The organism is Bradyrhizobium sp. URHC0002, from assembly GCF_054059515.1.
Genome location: NZ_JBSSCF010000001.1, coordinates 6,267,961 through 6,284,354 on the forward strand (window position 1 = coordinate 6,267,961; position 16,394 = coordinate 6,284,354).

22 protein-coding genes are annotated in these 16,394 nt (G+C 63.8%); 10 read left to right on the forward strand and 12 right to left on the reverse strand.

The features are described 5' to 3' along the window. The first annotated feature begins 6 nt into the window (after positions 1 to 6). Positions 7 to 1,071: a histidinol-phosphate transaminase gene (hisC, locus tag ACVWVY_RS30590; RefSeq protein ID WP_456629864.1), complete on the forward strand. Its 1,065-nt coding sequence runs from the start codon at positions 7 to 9 to the stop codon at positions 1,069 to 1,071. Positions 1,072 to 1,130: 59 nt separating this feature from the next. On the opposite strand, the gene ACVWVY_RS30595 is transcribed toward hisC, so the two are convergent. From ACVWVY_RS30595 to ACVWVY_RS30605, 3 genes are all read right to left on the reverse strand, one after another. Continuing rightward, positions 1,131 to 1,718: a septal ring lytic transglycosylase RlpA family protein gene (locus ACVWVY_RS30595; RefSeq protein ID WP_456629865.1), complete on the reverse strand. Its 588-nt coding sequence runs from the start codon at positions 1,716 to 1,718 to the stop codon at positions 1,131 to 1,133. Between the two features lie 168 nt (positions 1,719 to 1,886). After that, entirely contained in the window at positions 1,887 to 3,293 is a 1,407-nt protein-coding gene (locus tag ACVWVY_RS30600; RefSeq protein ID WP_456629866.1) for a DUF5939 domain-containing protein, read from the reverse strand. Positions 3,294 to 3,414: 121 nt separating this feature from the next. Further along, complete coding sequence (locus ACVWVY_RS30605) at positions 3,415 to 3,690, reverse strand: hypothetical protein (protein WP_456629867.1); 276 nt, start codon at positions 3,688 to 3,690, stop codon at positions 3,415 to 3,417. A 156-nt stretch (positions 3,691 to 3,846) separates the two neighbouring features. On the opposite strand from ACVWVY_RS30605, the gene ACVWVY_RS30610 reads away from it, so the two are divergent. Further along, positions 3,847 to 4,758, forward strand: a complete 912-nt coding sequence (locus ACVWVY_RS30610) for a ketopantoate reductase family protein (RefSeq protein WP_456629868.1) — start codon at positions 3,847 to 3,849, stop codon at positions 4,756 to 4,758. A 101-nt stretch (positions 4,759 to 4,859) separates the two neighbouring features. Here ACVWVY_RS30610 and ACVWVY_RS30615 read toward each other — a convergent pair whose 3' ends face one another. From ACVWVY_RS30615 to ACVWVY_RS30625, 3 genes are all read right to left on the reverse strand, one after another. Beyond that, complete coding sequence (locus ACVWVY_RS30615) at positions 4,860 to 5,042, reverse strand: hypothetical protein (RefSeq protein ID WP_456629869.1); 183 nt, start codon at positions 5,040 to 5,042, stop codon at positions 4,860 to 4,862. A 120-nt stretch (positions 5,043 to 5,162) separates the two neighbouring features. Continuing rightward, a complete protein-coding gene (locus tag ACVWVY_RS30620; RefSeq protein WP_456629870.1) occupies positions 5,163 to 5,513 on the reverse strand; it encodes a hypothetical protein in 351 nt (116 codons plus the stop codon). Between the two features lie 175 nt (positions 5,514 to 5,688). Beyond that, a complete protein-coding gene (locus ACVWVY_RS30625; protein ID WP_456629871.1) occupies positions 5,689 to 6,279 on the reverse strand; it encodes an NADPH-dependent FMN reductase in 591 nt (196 codons plus the stop codon). Between the two features lie 448 nt (positions 6,280 to 6,727). Here ACVWVY_RS30625 and ACVWVY_RS30630 point away from each other — a divergent pair, with 448 nt between their 5' ends. The 3 genes from ACVWVY_RS30630 (at position 6,728) to ACVWVY_RS30640 (ending at position 8,381) form a co-directional block, all read left to right on the forward strand. Then, complete coding sequence (locus tag ACVWVY_RS30630) at positions 6,728 to 6,961, forward strand: DUF6894 family protein (RefSeq protein ID WP_456629872.1); 234 nt, start codon at positions 6,728 to 6,730, stop codon at positions 6,959 to 6,961. Between the two features lie 9 nt (positions 6,962 to 6,970). Then, on the forward strand, positions 6,971 to 7,153 hold the full coding sequence (locus tag ACVWVY_RS30635; protein ID WP_456629873.1) for a hypothetical protein: 183 nt from the start codon (positions 6,971 to 6,973) through the stop codon (positions 7,151 to 7,153). Positions 7,154 to 7,409: 256 nt separating this feature from the next. Continuing rightward, positions 7,410 to 8,381, forward strand: coding sequence for a hypothetical protein (locus tag ACVWVY_RS30640; RefSeq protein WP_456629874.1), 972 nt, complete (start codon positions 7,410 to 7,412; stop codon positions 8,379 to 8,381). Positions 8,382 to 8,579: 198 nt separating this feature from the next. On the opposite strand, the gene ACVWVY_RS30645 is transcribed toward ACVWVY_RS30640, so the two are convergent. Further along, on the reverse strand, positions 8,580 to 8,765 hold the full coding sequence (locus ACVWVY_RS30645) for a hypothetical protein (protein WP_456632345.1): 186 nt from the start codon (positions 8,763 to 8,765) through the stop codon (positions 8,580 to 8,582). A 244-nt stretch (positions 8,766 to 9,009) separates the two neighbouring features. Here ACVWVY_RS30645 and ACVWVY_RS30650 point away from each other — a divergent pair, with 244 nt between their 5' ends. Then, the gene (locus tag ACVWVY_RS30650; protein WP_456629875.1) at positions 9,010 to 9,243 is read left to right on the forward strand and encodes a DUF6894 family protein; all 234 of its coding nucleotides are present in this window, start codon (positions 9,010 to 9,012) and stop codon (positions 9,241 to 9,243) included. A gap of 9 nt (positions 9,244 to 9,252) precedes the next feature. Next, complete coding sequence (locus ACVWVY_RS30655; RefSeq protein ID WP_456632499.1) at positions 9,253 to 9,408, forward strand: hypothetical protein; 156 nt, start codon at positions 9,253 to 9,255, stop codon at positions 9,406 to 9,408. 103 nt (positions 9,409 to 9,511) lie between these two features. Here the strand turns inward: ACVWVY_RS30655 and ACVWVY_RS30660 are convergent, their stop codons facing one another. From ACVWVY_RS30660 to ACVWVY_RS30670, 3 genes are all read right to left on the reverse strand, one after another. Next, positions 9,512 to 10,300 (reverse strand): SDR family NAD(P)-dependent oxidoreductase, encoded by a 789-nt coding sequence (locus ACVWVY_RS30660; protein WP_456629876.1) that lies wholly within the window; start codon positions 10,298 to 10,300, stop codon positions 9,512 to 9,514. 158 nt (positions 10,301 to 10,458) lie between these two features. Next, positions 10,459 to 11,418 (reverse strand): aliphatic sulfonate ABC transporter substrate-binding protein, encoded by a 960-nt coding sequence (locus tag ACVWVY_RS30665; RefSeq protein ID WP_456629877.1) that lies wholly within the window; start codon positions 11,416 to 11,418, stop codon positions 10,459 to 10,461. A gap of 35 nt (positions 11,419 to 11,453) precedes the next feature. Beyond that, a complete protein-coding gene (locus tag ACVWVY_RS30670; RefSeq protein ID WP_456629878.1) occupies positions 11,454 to 11,654 on the reverse strand; it encodes a hypothetical protein in 201 nt (66 codons plus the stop codon). 493 nt (positions 11,655 to 12,147) lie between these two features. On the opposite strand from ACVWVY_RS30670, the gene ACVWVY_RS30675 reads away from it, so the two are divergent. Then, positions 12,148 to 12,582 (forward strand): hypothetical protein, encoded by a 435-nt coding sequence (locus ACVWVY_RS30675; protein WP_456629879.1) that lies wholly within the window; start codon positions 12,148 to 12,150, stop codon positions 12,580 to 12,582. A gap of 28 nt (positions 12,583 to 12,610) precedes the next feature. Here ACVWVY_RS30675 and ACVWVY_RS30680 read toward each other — a convergent pair whose 3' ends face one another. Beyond that, positions 12,611 to 12,850: a hypothetical protein gene (locus tag ACVWVY_RS30680; RefSeq protein WP_456629880.1), complete on the reverse strand. Its 240-nt coding sequence runs from the start codon at positions 12,848 to 12,850 to the stop codon at positions 12,611 to 12,613. Between the two features lie 217 nt (positions 12,851 to 13,067). Between ACVWVY_RS30680 and ACVWVY_RS30685 the strand changes: the two genes are divergently transcribed. Next, complete coding sequence (locus ACVWVY_RS30685) at positions 13,068 to 13,322, forward strand: hypothetical protein (protein WP_456629881.1); 255 nt, start codon at positions 13,068 to 13,070, stop codon at positions 13,320 to 13,322. Positions 13,323 to 13,384: 62 nt separating this feature from the next. Here ACVWVY_RS30685 and ACVWVY_RS30690 read toward each other — a convergent pair whose 3' ends face one another. Continuing rightward, positions 13,385 to 14,134, reverse strand: a complete 750-nt coding sequence (locus ACVWVY_RS30690; protein WP_456629882.1) for an SDR family oxidoreductase — start codon at positions 14,132 to 14,134, stop codon at positions 13,385 to 13,387. A 167-nt stretch (positions 14,135 to 14,301) separates the two neighbouring features. On the opposite strand from ACVWVY_RS30690, the gene ACVWVY_RS30695 reads away from it, so the two are divergent. Beyond that, positions 14,302 to 16,386: a methyl-accepting chemotaxis protein gene (locus ACVWVY_RS30695; RefSeq protein ID WP_456629883.1), complete on the forward strand. Its 2,085-nt coding sequence runs from the start codon at positions 14,302 to 14,304 to the stop codon at positions 16,384 to 16,386. Positions 16,387 to 16,394 lie beyond the last annotated feature (8 nt).

Consider the following 16,394-nt stretch of genomic DNA (forward strand, 5'->3'; position numbering starts at 1 on the left):
AGAAAAATGAGCCGTTTCTGGAGCAGCTTGACGCACGACCTGAAGCCCTACGTGCCGGGCGAACAGCCCCGCATGGCGGATCTGGTCAAGCTCAACACCAATGAAAGTCCGTTTGGTCCTTCCCCACGCGCGTTGGAAGCGATCCGCGGCGAGGCGATCGATACGCTGCGTCTATATCCGGACCCACAGGCCACTGCGCTGCGGGCTGCCTTGGCCGCCTATCACCAGGTACGGCCCGAGCAGGTGTTCGTCGGCAATGGCTCGGACGAGGTGCTGGCCCACGCCTTCGTCGCGCTGCTGAAGCATGATGCGCCGCTGCTCTTCCCTGACATCACCTACAGTTTCTACCCGGTCTATTGCCGCCTGTTCGGCATCGCCTACGAAACCGTGCCGCTCGATCAGGCCATGCAGATCCGCAGTTCCGACTATCGCCGGTCGGCCGGCGCGCTCATCGTCCCCAATCCGAATGCGCCAACGGGCGTTGCGCTGTCACGGGCCGAGATCGTCACCCTGCTGGAGCAACATCCCGAAGCGCCCGTGGTCATCGACGAGGCCTATGTCGATTTCGGCGCCGAGACCGCGATACCGCTGGTGGCCTCCCACCGGAATCTTCTGGTCGTTCAAACCATGTCCAAGTCCCGGGCCCTGGCGGGTTTGCGGGTTGGCTATGCGATCGGCGACGCCGACCTGATCGAGGCGCTCACCCGGGTAAAGGACAGCTTCAACTCCTATCCCCTCGGCCGGCCCGCCCAGGCCGGCGCCATCGCCTCCCTGGAGGACGAAGCCTATTTTCAGCAGAGCCGCGCGCGCGTGATCGAAGGCCGGGAGCGGCTGAACCGCGGCCTGGTCCGGCTTGGCTTCGAGGTGCTGCCGTCCTGCGCCAACTTCGTCTTCGCGCGGCATCCGGCGCACGAGGGCGGGGCGTTGGCCACCGCGCTGCGCCAACGGGCGGTGATCGTCCGGCATTTTTCCGCGCCTCGCATCTCCGACTATCTGCGGATCACCGTGGGCACCGACGGGCAGATCGACCGGCTGCTGTCGGCCCTATCGGACATCCTGGGTAGCAAGTAGCCCGGATTTCGCTTCACTCATCCGGGCTACTCGCTACCGCCCCCCGTGCTTCCCGTCAGCTACTCCACAACGTCGAGTTTGACCTTGGCAACACCCTTCCCCACCATTCCCAGCGCGTCGGCCGCGGAATAGGAGACGTCGACAACACGCCCCCGAACATAGGGACCGCGGTCATTGACGCGTACCGTCACCGACTGGCCGCTCGCGACGTTGGTCACGCGCAACTTGGTGCCGAAGGGCAACGTCGGATGGGCCGCGGTCATATCGAGCGTGTTGAACTTTTCGCCGTTCGCGGTCTTCGTTCCCTCGGTGTAGAAACTGGCCACCCCATGCGAGGGCGTCCTGTTATCGCCCGCATCCCTGCGCGATGCGACCGAGGTACGCTTTTTCACCGCGGCCACGCGCCTCTTCATCATGGGCGTTGCCATTCGCTCCTGATCCAGCGACGCCTGCCTGCTGGCACGAAGTTCGGATTTTTGGGTAACGACCGAGGACTGCGCGCAGGCCGCAAGCGATGCGGCTGCGAGCGAGACAGCAAGCAGCCGTATGAATGTTCCTGCACGCGCGGCCGGGATCAACGCTTCAAGTCGAGTACGGCCTGCTCGGACGTCGACGCACGATGTACTGGTGCAGCCAATGGAAGACATGTTGCAATCCCCCGCTCGCGCCCCAGCCCAAGCCGAAAACCAACACGCGGCAATGGCGGGACCGAATCCGGGCGGAAGCGTGGCCGGAGGCACTCGGATGCGGGTTCCTAAGCGCGATTCCGTTCGAGTGTGGTGATTGCGACACAGGATTAGCTGTAGCCAGCTACGTCAGGAAATCTCGTAGACCGACACCTTGTCGGCGATGCCGGTCAGAGCCACGCGTCTCGGCGTTGGCTTCAGCCCGCTAGTCTCGAGCAGGGCGTGAGCACGCGCGTTCTCCACCACCGATTCCGTCACCACGATCGAACGCGAGGCCGCAAGACCCTGGACGCGCGAGGCGATATTGACCGTCTGGCCAAAATAGTCCTGCTGGCCATTGAGGGTGACCGCGAGGCATGAGCCTTCATGGATGCCCATCTTCAGGCGCAGACTCTGATGCTGACGCTCGGCGCCGAGATCGCTCATCGCCTCGCGCATCCGAATCGCCGCGGCAATGGCGCGGTCGGGCGTCTCGAAGGTCGCCATGATCGCGTCGCCGATGGTCTTCACGACCGCTCCCCGTTCGGACGTGATAATCTCCTGCAGCAGCCTGAAATGCTCGTTGACGAGATCGAAGGCTGTGAGGTCACCGACGCGCTCATAGAGCTCCGTGGAATCCTTGAGATCGCTGAACAGGAACGTCAGACTCAGGATCTTCAGGCGCTGGCCGATAGCGAGCGTGTCGGTTCGGTAGATATCGCGAAAAGTCTGATTGGTGAGGAGACGCGCTGCCGTGAGAACGGACTTGCGTCGCTTCAGAAGGTCATCCAGCGCCGGGTTCGTGACCCATACCGCCGGCAACACACGACTGTCGGTCCGGTTGTCCAGGGCGAGGCGCAGCGGGCCGGGGCGCAAGGTAACATTGTCGACGGGAACCTGGATCTTGTTGAAGATCACCGACAGGTTCTGGCGCTCGCCGGTCTCTTCGCCGCTGACCTCCAGGAACTGCGCCGCATGCGTCACGGGGTCGAACACGATCAACGTGCCCTGCGGCACCTGCAAGGAAAGAATGGCCCTTTCGCCTGCCGGCAAGTCGACGATTTCGAGCGTGACGTCGTCCAGCAGCTTCTCCAGATCGGCTGGAAGATCGATGGCCGAACTCCAGAAGATCTGGCGATAATATTCGGCCGCGGACAGTTCGTCGGGATTATGAGCCGCGATCTTCCGCACGCGCGGGCTCACCGTGAAGGTCACCTCGACCAGATTATCGAGCGTCGTCTCGTAGCCCGCGGCGCAGAACGCGCAATGGTACTGCGCCCGATCCAGGGTCTTCAGGCTTTTGTTGGCGGAAAGAACCCCGGCGCAGCTCGGGCACATCACGTTCCAGGTCATCTCGAACATGCCGAGGCCCACCGCATTCAGCAGCGCTGCGATGACCCGCTCTTCGTCGATGCCCGCCGTGCCTGCGAGATCGAGCGCGTTTATCTTGTTCAAGGCATGATCCGGGGCATCCCGCACCATACGCTCGAGCATGTCGACAACGGCTTCGTCGGACGACTGCCGCAGGGCCGCAAACAAGGTCTCGGTTTCACTCATGCGACAATGCTACCTGAAAGAAGGCAGCGCGAACACCCGCTAACTCCCCCCGTGCGTGCAGAGACAAAAAAGCCCGCGACGAAATCGCGGGCTTTTTGCGCAAGTGGCGATGTGGATGCCGTTAGCGAATGGCGCGACCGGTGGTCGGGGCTGGCGCGGCCGTCTCGGCCGTCCGTGTCGTCCGCGGGGTCAGGACGCTGAGTTGATGCGGCGAGGCTGCAGCGGTCGACACCGGGGACTGTTCCCTGACATCAGCGGCGCCTAGCACGCCAACCTGCACCGCCGAGATCGGCAAACCCTTCGCTTCAAAGGTCGGCAACTCCGCCGCAAAGCCGGCAGTGGCACCCGCGATCGAGATCAGGGCGGCGGCTGCGATGGATAGGTAAGTCTTCTGCACTTCAATTCTCCGGGGTAGGATTCGAAGCGGCAGCCTACACCCTTTTTGTTGCAGTGCGATATCACGGTACTGCATTGCAACAATGCAGTTCCCCGCACTCAATTAAAGGTGAGAGCCCAACCGGTTAGCAGCAGGGCCTGCCGAACGGAGAAGATCATGCAAGTCGCAGTCGTCGGTGCTGGAGCGGTCGGATGTTATTATGGGGGGTTGCTGCTGCGGGCCGGGCATGACGTGACGTTCATCGGCCGGCAGCCGCATGTCGACGCCATCAACGCCCACGGCCTGCTGCTGGACACCAAGACCTTCAACGGCCACCTGCCCGCCAAAGCCGCGACCGACGCAACCGCGCTTGCCTCGCCCGATCTGGTGCTGGTTTGCGTGAAGTCGGCCGATACCGAGCAGGCCGGCCGGTCGCTGGCCGGACACTTGCGGCCGGAAACTTCCGTTCTCAGCCTGCAGAACGGCGTCGACAATGCGCCGCGTCTTGCCGCCGTCACCGGCCACGCCGTCATTCCTGTCGTCGTCTATGTCGGCAGCGAGATGGCCGGGCCCGGCCATGTCAGGCATCACGGCGGCGGCGACCTCGCCATCGGCCCCTCCGCCGCGAGCGAAGCGCTGGCGCAAACGCTTGCAGCCGCCGGCATCGGCATCACGATCGCCGATGACATCGACAAGACGCTATGGAGCAAGCTGACCATCAACTGCGCCTTCAACGCGCTTTCCGCCGTGGCTGATATTTCCTACGGGCCGATGCTGGAAGTCGAAGGCACGCGGGATGTCGTCACGTGCGCGGTGCAGGAGGCGATAACCGTCGCCCGCGCCTGCGGCGTATCGATCGGCGACGATCTCCTCGCGCATATCCTGAACATCCCGGCCATCATGCCGAACCAGATGTCGTCGACCGCGCAGGATCTGGCGCGCGGCAAGCCCAGCGAGATCGATTTTCTCAACGGCTATGTGGTGCGCAAGGGCGCCGAACTCGGCATTCCAACCCCGACCAATCACGCGCTACAGGTGATGGTGAAGCTGACGCAACGGGGCAAGGCGATATCCGGTCGACGGACGTAGCACGTGTAGCCCGGATGAGCGCTAGCGACATCCGGGACCACGCCAACACCGCCCCGGACTTCGCTGACGCTCATCCGGGCTATGACCGCGCCGGCGACCGCCTACGCGATTACCCGCTTCTCGAGGATTCTCCGAAAATCCGTTGCCAAGCTGCCGTAGTAGCCGGCCAGCACCTCGTAAAAGGTCTGCTCGGCCTTATCCGTTGCTGCCCGCGCCTGCTGTTCGCAGCGCGAGGCTTTCGTCTCGTACTTTTCTACCTTGGTCTTAAGCTCGGCCACCACCATCGTCGTTACTCCCCGCCACACGCACGCCCAATATGCTAGGCCGGCAAAGGTCGAAAAGATGACGGCCTTGGGGAGATTTCGCAGCGTAGCCGTGAGCAAGTCGTGGCTGATCGCGCGGACCTATCGCGCCGGAACCGGCGCCGGCGGGCGCAACGATGACCGCGCCGTGCTCGCAGCCGGCCGTTTCGTCGCGACGCGCTTTCCGCTGTCGATCGATTCCAGATAGGACGTCAGCGCCCAGGCCGAACTGGAACCGCTGGAATAGTGTTTTTGCAGAAACAGATAGAGCGTGAGGTGAAAGCGGCCCTTGGAGAGCCCGCGCGGACTGCGATGGCAGGACACGCAGCTTTCGGCGAACAGTTTTGGCGCCGGTTTGCCCTGATCGAGATTCTGCGCGACGGCCACCGATCCGCCCGTCGCGACGATCACGGCAAGAACGAGCAGACCGCAGCGCGCTTTCATTGGCGACATCAGTTTTTCCGGTACGCGGGAGCGGATGAGCCGCCCTCGGCAGCTCGAGAAAGAAGGCGGAAGATGGCAGAGGCGAAGCGCAATCTGCTGTCCAGGCGTGGCGAAAAGTGGGTGCACTTTCGCCATCATTGCGTTCCAATCGAGGCATGGAGCGCGCGCCTACCACATCCGTCTCTCAATAAGGCGGCTTCTTCTTTTCCCGCTGCGCCCTTGCCGCCTCCATCCACCACTCGAGATCATCGGCAAAGCGCGGAAACGCGTGCGACAGCGCCTTGCCGCCCTCGCCGGTCGGCTTGCCGTCGTCGGTCAGCGTCTGCGCGATCGGCCCGACGGCGATCGAGCTCGAAATTACCACCATGCCCATTTCCGAAAGCGTGCCGTGCCATGCCAGCGCCGCACGCGCGCCGGAGAAGCGGCCGGCGGAGTAGCTCGCAATCGCGGCCGGGCGCCAGAACCATTCTTCGAGAAAATGGTCGGTGAGGTTTTTCAGCCCCGGTTGCATGCCCCAATTGTATTCGCCGGTGACGAAGACAAAGCCGTCGGCGGTGCGGATCTGCTCGGCTAATTTTTCGAGCGCGTCCGGCGCGCCGCCTTTTGGATGTTCCTTGTACATCCGGTCCAGCATCGGCAGGCCGATCGCCTTGGCGTCGATCAGTTCGACATCGTCGCCGCGCGCGGCAAACCCCTCGACGACGAATTGCGCCAGCCGGATGCCCATGCGGTCGGAGCGGTAGGAACCGTAAAAGACGAGAATGCGGTTGCTCATCACACCTGCACCTTAAGACATTGGATGATGCAGTCGAACCATGCGGGCCCCTCCCATGCAAGGCCCCGGCCTGGCGCGTCTTGCGCTGTCGCGAACACACCGTAGCCAGGAAGAGCGTTGGCGATATCCCGGACCACTCGAACACCGCCCCCGGATATCGCCGAGCCTGTCATCACGGCGGGTGCGCTCGTCGCGAGCATTCGCGCGACCCGCTGGCTCATCCGGGCTTTGCTGATCAAGAGAAAAGGCCGGCGGGCATTACGCCGCCGGCCTTCTCTTGCAACTGCCGGCTCGGGAGGTCCGGTTCCGCTGCGATTCCATGCCTAAAGTTTGACCTCTACAGCATTAATAAAATCTTAACGACTGGATGTGAGGTGCATCACGGATGGGCAGAACCTTCTGGCGCTAGCTTCGTACCAATAAGAGTAGCTGCCTACAGGAGGCCAACATGACGCAAGTCTATTTTCACTGCTCGAATTCCCGCGAAGTGCGGATCGATCGATCCGGCGAAGCGGTGAGCGACCTCGCCGAGGCACGCGACCGCGCAGCCGGCATCGTCCAGTCGCTGATCATGGGACGCGACGCGGAAGACTGGCGCGACTGGGTCGTGCATGTCAGCGACGATTTCGACGACGAGATCTTCGTTCTGCCGTTCGCCTTCGTCCTCGGCAAACCGCACTGAGAGGTTGCCATGCTGCCGGCGCGTCCGCCCTTCATGCCGCTGCTCCGCCGCCTCGATGCGATCGTGGCGCGCTGCCACCGCCTGATCGAGCGCGCCCGCGACCCCTATCGTCCCGAGCGCCACTACATGCGCGGCCCCGGCCCGAAATGGCACGCCAGGCATCGCGCCGACATCGCAGGCGTTGCTTTCTAAGACGCGGCCGACCGCGCACCCGGCGCTTGCTGCGCCAGCTTTGGAAAATCCCCATTCCTTCGCGCTTTCCCTGCGCTCCAGTTCCAACCCCCTGGAACCTACGGCCCCAACCTCTCCACGAGATTGCCTTGCTTTGGTCAAACCTCGCTGGCCGTGTGGCGGCTTGGACAAGGCTTTCTGGGCAGAGGGTTTTCCACGCCGCAAAGAATGCTCGCCGCTCGATGCGGGTGACATTGGACTGAGCAAGGGACCGCCAATGCAAACCACGCCAACGCTGAAAGACACCGATCCGCACGACGTCTTTGCGATCGAAACGCTGCTGCACGCGCATGCCGAAAAAGTGCCCCCGCTGGCGCACGATCCAGCCGCGGCGCCGCAAGTCCACGTTGCACCCCAGATTTCGGCACCCCAGATTTCGGTCAGCGCGCCAATTCCCCAGATTGAACCGACGTTTCGCGACCCCGACGCGCGCGATATCCATGTCGAGAATGTCAGTCCAAGCGAAATCAAGGTGGAGGGTCTCAGGCCTCCCGGCGAACAGTCGATGGGCAAATGGACGAAGCGCGTGATCATGGCGCTGCTCGGCCTGTGCGGCGCCATGGCCGCCGCCGCCTGGCAGCATTATGGCGATCAGGCCAAGGCGATGGCCGCCGAGTGGGCGCCGCCCTTCGTGCTGGCTGCATTGCCTTCGGCAACCAAACCTGCCGTCCCGGAGCAACCAATCGCCCCCGCCACCGAGGCCACCGCAGCAGATCAGGCTGACGCGCAACCGGCGGCGGCATCAGCACCGGCTCAGCCCGAACCGGCCGCCACCGCCGCGGCTGCTCCTTCAGCGGAATCGGCCCAGTTGCAATCGATGGCGCAGGATCTCGCCGCGATGAACCAGCAGGTCCAGGAGCTGAAAACCACCGTCGCGCAGCTCAGGGCGAGTCAGGCGCAGATGGCGCGTGAATTTGCCAAAGCTTCGGAGGCCAAAGCGACCGAAACCAGGCCTGCCGAGCCGAATCAGGGACCCAGGGTGTCGGCGCTGACGCCGCGGCCGGCCGTCCCGCCGCCCGTGCGCAAGCCGAAGCCGGCTTATTCCTATTCGCCTGCGCCGATTGCCGCCGCTCCCGCAGCGCCGCTCCCGCCGGCGCAAGCCGCTGCACCGTTACCGCCCGGGCCGCCCAAGCAAACGATCGCCGATGACGGCGAGCCGGTGGTGCGCCCGCCGATGCCGCTGCGGTAGGTACTTGCGATCCCCGGATGCTGCGCGGCGCCAACGGCGCGTTCACGCGCATCTCCGGGCGCTATATTTGCGGCGTCATGCGCTGCTGATCCGGGGTCCACGCTAGAGATGGGTCCCGGCTCAGCGGAGCGGCGTTACCGGACGATGCTCCGCATCGCCTGGGCCGCACCGCGGCCGGGACAAGTGACCGCGCCAATCCTAGCTCTGGTGCGGTCCCCGCATCATCTTCATGGCGTCCTCGATATGCCGCCACTCCCTGGCTTCCTCGGCATCGCCCTTGGTCTCGCAAGCCAGCGCATTGTGGGCGGCCTGCGCGATCGCGGTGAGACCGTGCTTCTCCATCATCTGGCGCGCAATCGTGTGGATCTGCATTTCCGACATCATGTCGCTCTCCCCGGGTTCCACCAGTCCACGCCGCAGCGTTTGGCGCATCGCGGCTTCCCGTGGAAACGGCCGAACCGAAAGTCTCGTTCCTCCCGCTGCGATAGATAATTTTCGGACAAGTTTACGGGTCGGTTCCACCTGAGGTCGCCGGCCCCCGTAATATCCCGTCCGCAATCTTCCCGAATATTAAGCCGGTCTTCCGCCTGCTACTTTTCAGCGCGAATCGCAATCGCGGGAGTCGGGTATGGCCAGAGTCTATTTCCACTACTCCAATTCCGAGGGCGTATGTGTCGACCAGCGCGGCACCGCCGTCGGAAACCTGACTGAGGTGCGCGACCACGCCGCCCGCGTCGTACAGTCGCTGATAGCGGTGCAAGGCCCAGAAGACTGGCGCGACTGGACGCTGCATGTCAGCGACGATCTCAACGACGAAATCTTCGTGCTGCCGTTTTCGTCCGTGCTCGGCAGGCTGCATTGAGAGGTCGCCGTGCTGGTCATGCAACCGCTGCTCCAACGCCTGACAGAGATCGCGGTCCATTGGCACCGGCTGGTCGACCTTGCCCGCCACCCTTACCGCCCCGAGTTGCACTACATGCGCGGCCCCGGCCCGAAATGGCACGCCAAGCATCAGGGCATTCGGTAGCCCTGTAGCCCGGATGAGCGAAGCGACATCCGGGGCGGTGGTCGGAGCGGTCCCGGATATCGCGACGCTGATCCGGGCTACAAGATACGCGGCCTCTCCATCCCTACAAATCCCCCAACTCCGGCGGCTCGAACCAGTTGGTCAGCGACAGGCCGCCGTCGATCACGATCGCGGCGCCCGTGACGTAGGCCGATATCCGGTTTGACAGCACCGCCAGCGCGAGCGGCGCAAGGTCGGCGGCCTGGCCGAGCCGGCCGAGCGGAATGTGTCTGGCGAGCGCGGGATCGGCGACGAAGCCGCCGGCTGCGATCGCGCCGGGCACCAGCGCGTTGACGCGGATGCCGAAGCGGCCGAACGTCTTGGCCAATTCCTTCACCAGCATCGAAAGCCCCGCCTTCGATGTCGAGTAGTGCGGCAGGTTGCGCGGCGTACCGGCATGCAGCGAGGTCAGCAGCAGGAACGAGCCGGGCTGGTTGCCGGCGATCAGCTTTCGCGCCAGTTCGCGCGAGAGATGGAATCCTGCTTCAAGATTCACCGCATGCATCTGCGCCCAGGTCTCCGTGCTGACGCCAAGCGCGTGATCGGTCTCGCGCCGCGGCGGCGAGGCGCTGTGCACGAAATGCGTCACGCGCCCGACCGCGCGGGCTGCTTCCGCCAGCAGCGCATCGCGCGCGGCAGGATCGGCGAGATCGCCGATCCAGGGCACGGCGAGTTCCGGTCGCGGCGACGCCTTGATCGCCGCAGTTACCGTTTCCGGATTCACGTCCGCAAACACCGTGCGTACGCCCTCGCCCACCAGCGCCTGCGCAATCGCGCGGCCGATCCCGTTGCCCGCGCCGGTGACGAGCGCCGCCTCGCCCGCGGGATCGAAGGGGGTGTCGAAGATGCTCATGACGGTCGGCTCCCGAAGGCGTTGCAAGTGGCCCGCAGTCCGCCATCAATTGCGGTTTGGCGCAACTCATCTCCGGCCGCGACGCCCTCCAACAAAATGGGGCGGACCCGTCATGTCCGCCCCATACGTGTCCGGATACCGGAATGGACGCGCTTGGATCAGGACCCCGGCGACCACTTCCAGATGATGTCAGACACGTTGACCGGTTTCGGAATCAGGCCGAGCTTCGCAAAACGGTCGGCAATCGCCTGCTGGCTCTTAACGGCCTCATCATCGACAGGCACGACCCGGTAGCTCGAGCGAGAGACGAAGCGTTTGACCGCGTCGATATCGACCCCGGTCGCCTCGGCTTGCGCCTCCGCCACCTCGTCGTGATGGCTGTCCGCCCACCGTCCCTCCGAGGCAAAGACGGCGTTGAGCTTTGCCACCAGCGCCGGATGCTTGTCCACGAAGTCCGATCCCGCGATATAGAACGCATTGGGCTTGTGCACGTCCTTGTCGAAAACGATGACCCGCGCCTTCTCCTTCAACTCGGAGAGCGCCAGGTAGGGATCCCAGATCGACCACGCATCGACCGAGCCCTTGAGGAAGGCTGCCGTCGCATCGGCCGGCGCGAGCGGCGCAGGCGAAATATCGCCATAGGATAGCCCGGCCTTCTCCAGCGCCGCGACCAGCAGATTATTCGCGCTCGATCCCTTGGCAAAGGCGATACGTTTGCCCTTGAGATCGGCAATCGTTTTGATCGGCGAGTCCTTGGGAACGATGATCGCCTGGTTGTTACCGTCCGATTTGACGGCGGCCACGTATCGTATCCTCGCGCCACCGGCCTGCGCGAAAATCGGCGGGGAATCGCCAACGAATCCGAAGTCAACGCTGCCGACGTTGATGGCCTCGAGCAGCGGCGGACCGAACTGGAAATCGACCCACTTGATCTCGATGCCGAGCGGCTTGAAGGCGTCCTCGACGGTGTGGCGCTGCCGCACAGCCGGAAAGAACCCGCCCTTTTGCGTGCCGATACGGATTTCGACCGGCTTGTCCTGTGCCTGCGCATGGGCGGGCGATATCGCGAGCGATGCAAAAATCAGCGCGCCGGCGATGATATTTCTTCTCGTGGTCATGCGTTCTTCCTTTCTGACTTGATCGAGGCGTCGGTTCACGACAGTGAATGCGTGCTGGTTTGCCTGCCGCCCAGCACCGCCCTCGCCGCGCGTTCCGCCTCGCGGGCCGAGCGGAAATCGCGGCCATCGAGACGATCGAAAGCCCGATCGGCGGAGAAGAAGGTGAACCCGCCCTCGTCGCCTGCGACGATACCGGCGGTGCGGTTGTGAATTTCGATGATGTAGGCTTTGGACATGGATCTTCATTCGCCGACAATGTCGGCGCTCCTGTTGCGTACTTGATCTCTGGGTTTTGCTACGGGAGGATCAGCAACAGGCGCCGGTCGCCGCCGAGACGCAGCGACGGGTGATGCGCTTGCGCATATCGCCCACGGCTGGCTTTGGATTCAATTTCATGCGGTGACCCCGAACAGTACATCAAATATCCGGCGGTTTGCCGAATTGGTCAATGAAATGGGTGTCCAATCTTTTCACCGCGACATCAGTGCTTTTCTCCACAAGCGCTGCAAAACGGACGGATCCGTCTTGCGCGACCTGTAAGTGCGAAGCCGCAGCGCGCACTCCGCTCCAGGCACGTCCATGGCATTCGCGCGCCTCGCGACCAGCCCAGCGCGACGCGCTTTCCGCGCCTTGCGCTGGCTCAATTCGGCACATAGCTGCATCGTCAGGTTGCTTCCACCTCACCCAGAATCGTCCTAACCTTGGCTTGTAACCTGGCGGGCTACCATCATGCGAACCCGCGTTCGAAAAGTCGCCCATGTTCTGGAACGCCTTGGGCTTGCCATGGCAGGCGCGGCGAGCGGGTTGTTTGTGGCGGCTCTGGTGGGAACGAGCCATTCCGCACTCACCAATCAGGCGTTCCTGCTGCTGATGATGATCGGCGGCGCCGTCGGCTTTTATCTCGGCATCGATACGCCGCCATTGCCCTTCAACGCATCGACCGGTCGGCCCGCCGATGACACGTGGGTCGGCAAGATCGATACGCCGGAACTGCTCAGCGCGATCGGTACCTTTCTCGCGGCGTTCTCGGCGTTCGCTTCCGTCGGCGTGATCGTGCTGCGCCACGATCCGCATTTGGTATGGATATCGATGATCATGGCCGGATGGGTGGTCGGCGTCGCCATGCAGATCATCGCCGGCACGATCGCCCGCCTGCGCCGCTAATCGGCAGCAGGCAGCCTTCTATTCGCCGTCAGCTCTCGTCTTCCAGCGTCAGCACCAGACCGGTCAGCGCCGCGCCGATGCCGAACATCAGCCCGTAGGTCGTGACCAGTATCAGCATCGTCTGAGCAGGTGCGGAGCTTTTGGCGACGAGGTCCCTGACGTGGAAGGCATCGATCAGGCTGAGCAACAGCACCAGCGATAGCCCAAGCGCCACGCCCATCAGGAAATGGGTCAACAGCGCATTGAAGAGTGATTGTTTTGGACGCATGACGCCGTGCCTTCGGCATGATGCCACCAACGCACGCCCGAACGAACTGGTTCCTCATTGAGAGAACAGAATTCGTCCAGCCTTGCTGGCGCATCAGCGGCTCCGGTCGTTTGCAAAGCGTTAAGCAAGCGCTGCCAACACTCAGCGACATTTCCAAAAATTTCCACAATCCTCTTTAGGAAGAAGGCATTCGCTTTCGAGATCAGGAGAATTTCCCATGCGGTTAGGACAAGCGATCTTCTTCGGTGCGGCTGCCGCCCTCCTCACTTTGGCAGCGCCGACGCTCGCCAGGAACTCCAGCACGAATTCCCCTGCCGCGAAGGCAACCGAGGCGCCCGCGGTCGCTACCTGCCATGCCTATCAGCAGGCCGCGGACGGTTCATGGACGCAACTGCCCTGTCGCGAGACGGGCTCCGAGGGGTCAGCTCAACCCCACTCCGCCGCAAAGAGCGCGACCGAAGAAACGCAGTGAATACGCCGTACGTTTCCTCCGTCAGTCCGAGGCGCGCATAGCGCGACCTCCGGAATGGCGACCTACGCCACCGCCCTGGCCAGCCAATCCTCGAAACGCGTCGGCATGATCCGCGCGCCGTCGTCCGGCACCAGCGTGCGCAACGCAAGCGGCGCACCGAAATACGGCACGTCGGCGCCCGCTACGATCCTGCTGGTGTCGCCCTGCTTGCGGAGCCAGCGGCCGACGAAGTCCGCAAGCGGTGCCGCTTCGGGACCTGCGACCTCGCGGATGCCGTTGGCGGGCTCGCCCAGGGTGACGTCGGCGAGCGCTGCGGCGACGTCGTCGGAAAGCATTGGCTGCATCAACTGGCTGGAGACATGAATCGCGCCATCCCTGCGCCCGGAATCCGCGATCCCGCCGACGAACTCGAAGAACTGGGTGGCGCGCAGGATCGTGTAGGCCAGGCCGGAATTCACGATCAGCCGCTCCTGTGCCAGCTTGGCACGGAAATAGCCGCTGCTCTCGAGCCGGTCGGTGCCGACGACCGACAGCGCGACGCAATGCCGTATGCCGGCCTGCTTCGCAGCCGCGATCAGATTGCGCGTCCCCATCTCGAAGAAGTGCAGCACCACCTGGTCCTCGAACGAGGGTGAATTCGACACATCGACGACAATATCGGCGCCTGCAAGCGTTGGTTGCAGGCCCTCCCCGCTCACGGCGTTGACGCCCCTGCTCGGCGACGCCTGCAGCACCTCTTGACCGCGCGACCGAAGCAACGGGGCCAATTTCGAGCCGATCAGGCCCGTACCGCCGATGATAACGATCTTCATTTCCTTAGCTCCTCTATCCCGAAAGCCCGGCAACCCCGCGCGCTGCATCACCAAGACGAGCTGCAAGGTGCCGTTGTGAAACGCCCCACTGTAAACTCTGGATTAATTTGCACCACCTATACTGGTGGCCCCGCACGCCCGCGCCAGCGCAAATGGTCTAAAATCCCATGAAAATCGGCACCCTCCTCACCGCTGCCATCGTCTCGCTTTCCGCCGTCGGCGGCGGGCTCGCCGTCTATGTGGCGGCTTCGAAGTACCAGACCATGGAGAAGGTCTCGCTGGCGCAGAGCCGGCTGGAGGTGGTGCGCGCGGTCGGCGACATCCCGCGCTACATGAACTCCGAGCGCGGCTTTGCCACCAACATCCTCTACGGGCCGCCGGCGGTGGACCCCGCGATCCGTAGGGAGCTCAACGAGAAGGTGCGCAAGAATACTGATGGCGCGCGCGACAAGATGAACGCGGTACGCAAGAACCTGTCGGGCGGCCTCGACGACGCCATGGCGATAGGCACCGGCATCGACGATCTGAACGTGAAGTTCAACGCGCTGCGCGACGCCATGGACAAGGCGATGGACGGCCCGGCCGAACCGCGCAAGGATGCCGCCAGAAAAATCGTCGCCGACAATGCCGTGTTCAACGCCGCGGCCACCAAGCTGCTCGACGAGCAGGTGCGCCGCATGGCGCAGCTCGACGGTGACGCCTACCGGCAGGCGATCTATGCCAACATCGCCTGGAATTTGCGCGACGTCGGCGGTTACAACTCCAGCCTCCACAAGAACCTCGTTGGCGCTAACCGCGCCGCCACCGAAGCGGAAAAGATGGAGTATTCGCGCTCGCAGGGCCGTGCCGACCAGATCCAGATGTCGCTGCTGGAATTGCGCGGCAACCCGGCAACGCCTGCCAACGTGGCAGCTGCGCTGGAGAAGATGAGCGACCTCTTCGTCACGCGTTTTGGCAAGGAACTGAAGCTCGTCAAGGACGGCGCGGCTTCAGGCAAATACGAACATAACGTCGACTTCTTCTATGCCGAATCCCAGGTGGCCCTCGGCGCCGTCGTCGATGTTCGTAACGCCTTCTACGACAATGCCGAGCAAATCCTCGGCGCCAACTATTCCTCCGCGCGCTTCAGCTTCCTGATCGCGCTCGCGGTCCTCATTGCGGTTGCCACCGCCAGCGCCGGGCTTATCGTGATGGTGCGACGCCGCGTCTGCAGGCCGATCGTCGACCTCACCACCACGATGTCGCGGCTGGCAAGCGGCGACGTCTCCGGTGAAATCGCCGGCACCGGGCGCGGCGATGAGATCGGCGCGATGGCTGCTGCCGTTGCCGTCTTCAAGGACAGCATGATCGAGGCGGAACGGCTCGCCGCCGAGAAGGCCGCCGAGAGCGACGGCAAGATGCGCCGCGCCCAGGTGCTCGACGAACTCACCCGCGTATTCGAAGCCAAGGTCACCGAACTCGTCGGCGGGCTTTCGTCGGCATCGTCCGTGATGGAAGACACCGCACAGTCGATGTCATCGACCGCGACCCTCACCAATCGTCAGGCGGCCATCGTCGCCGCCGCGTCCGAACAGACTTCCGCCAACGTGCAGACGGTGGCAAGCGCCACCGAGGAACTGGCCTCCTCGATTTCGGAAATCGGCCGCCAGGTCGCGCAATCGACCGAAATCGCCGCCCGCGCGGTCGACAATGCGCGACGCACCGGCGACAGCGCTCGCTCGCTCGCCGATGGCGCGCAGAAGATCGGCGACGTCGTGACGCTGATCCAGAGCATTGCCGCGCAGACCAACCTCCTGGCGCTGAACGCGACTATCGAAGCCGCGCGCGCCGGCGATGCCGGCCGCGGCTTTGCCGTCGTCGCTTCCGAAGTCAAATCGCTGGCCGGCCAGACCGCGAAGGCGACTACCGAAATCTCCGAGCAGATCGCCTCGATTCAGGCAGCGAGCGACCAGACCGTGACGGCGATCCAGAACGTCGCCAACGTGATCGCCGAAATCGACCAGATCGGCACCGCGATTGCAGCCGCGATCGAGGAACAGGGCTCCGCGACCAAGGAAATCTCGCGCAGCGTCCAGGAAGCCGCGCGCGGCACCCAGGAGGTCAATTCCAACATCACCGGCGTGCAGAAGGCCGCCGACGACACCGGCGCCGCCGCCAATCAGGTGCTTGGCGCTGCCGAGCAATTGTCCTCGCAGTCGAAGGATCTCGCCGGGCAGGTCAACCGCTTCCTGTCGGAGGTGCGTTCGGCGTAAGGCGCTTG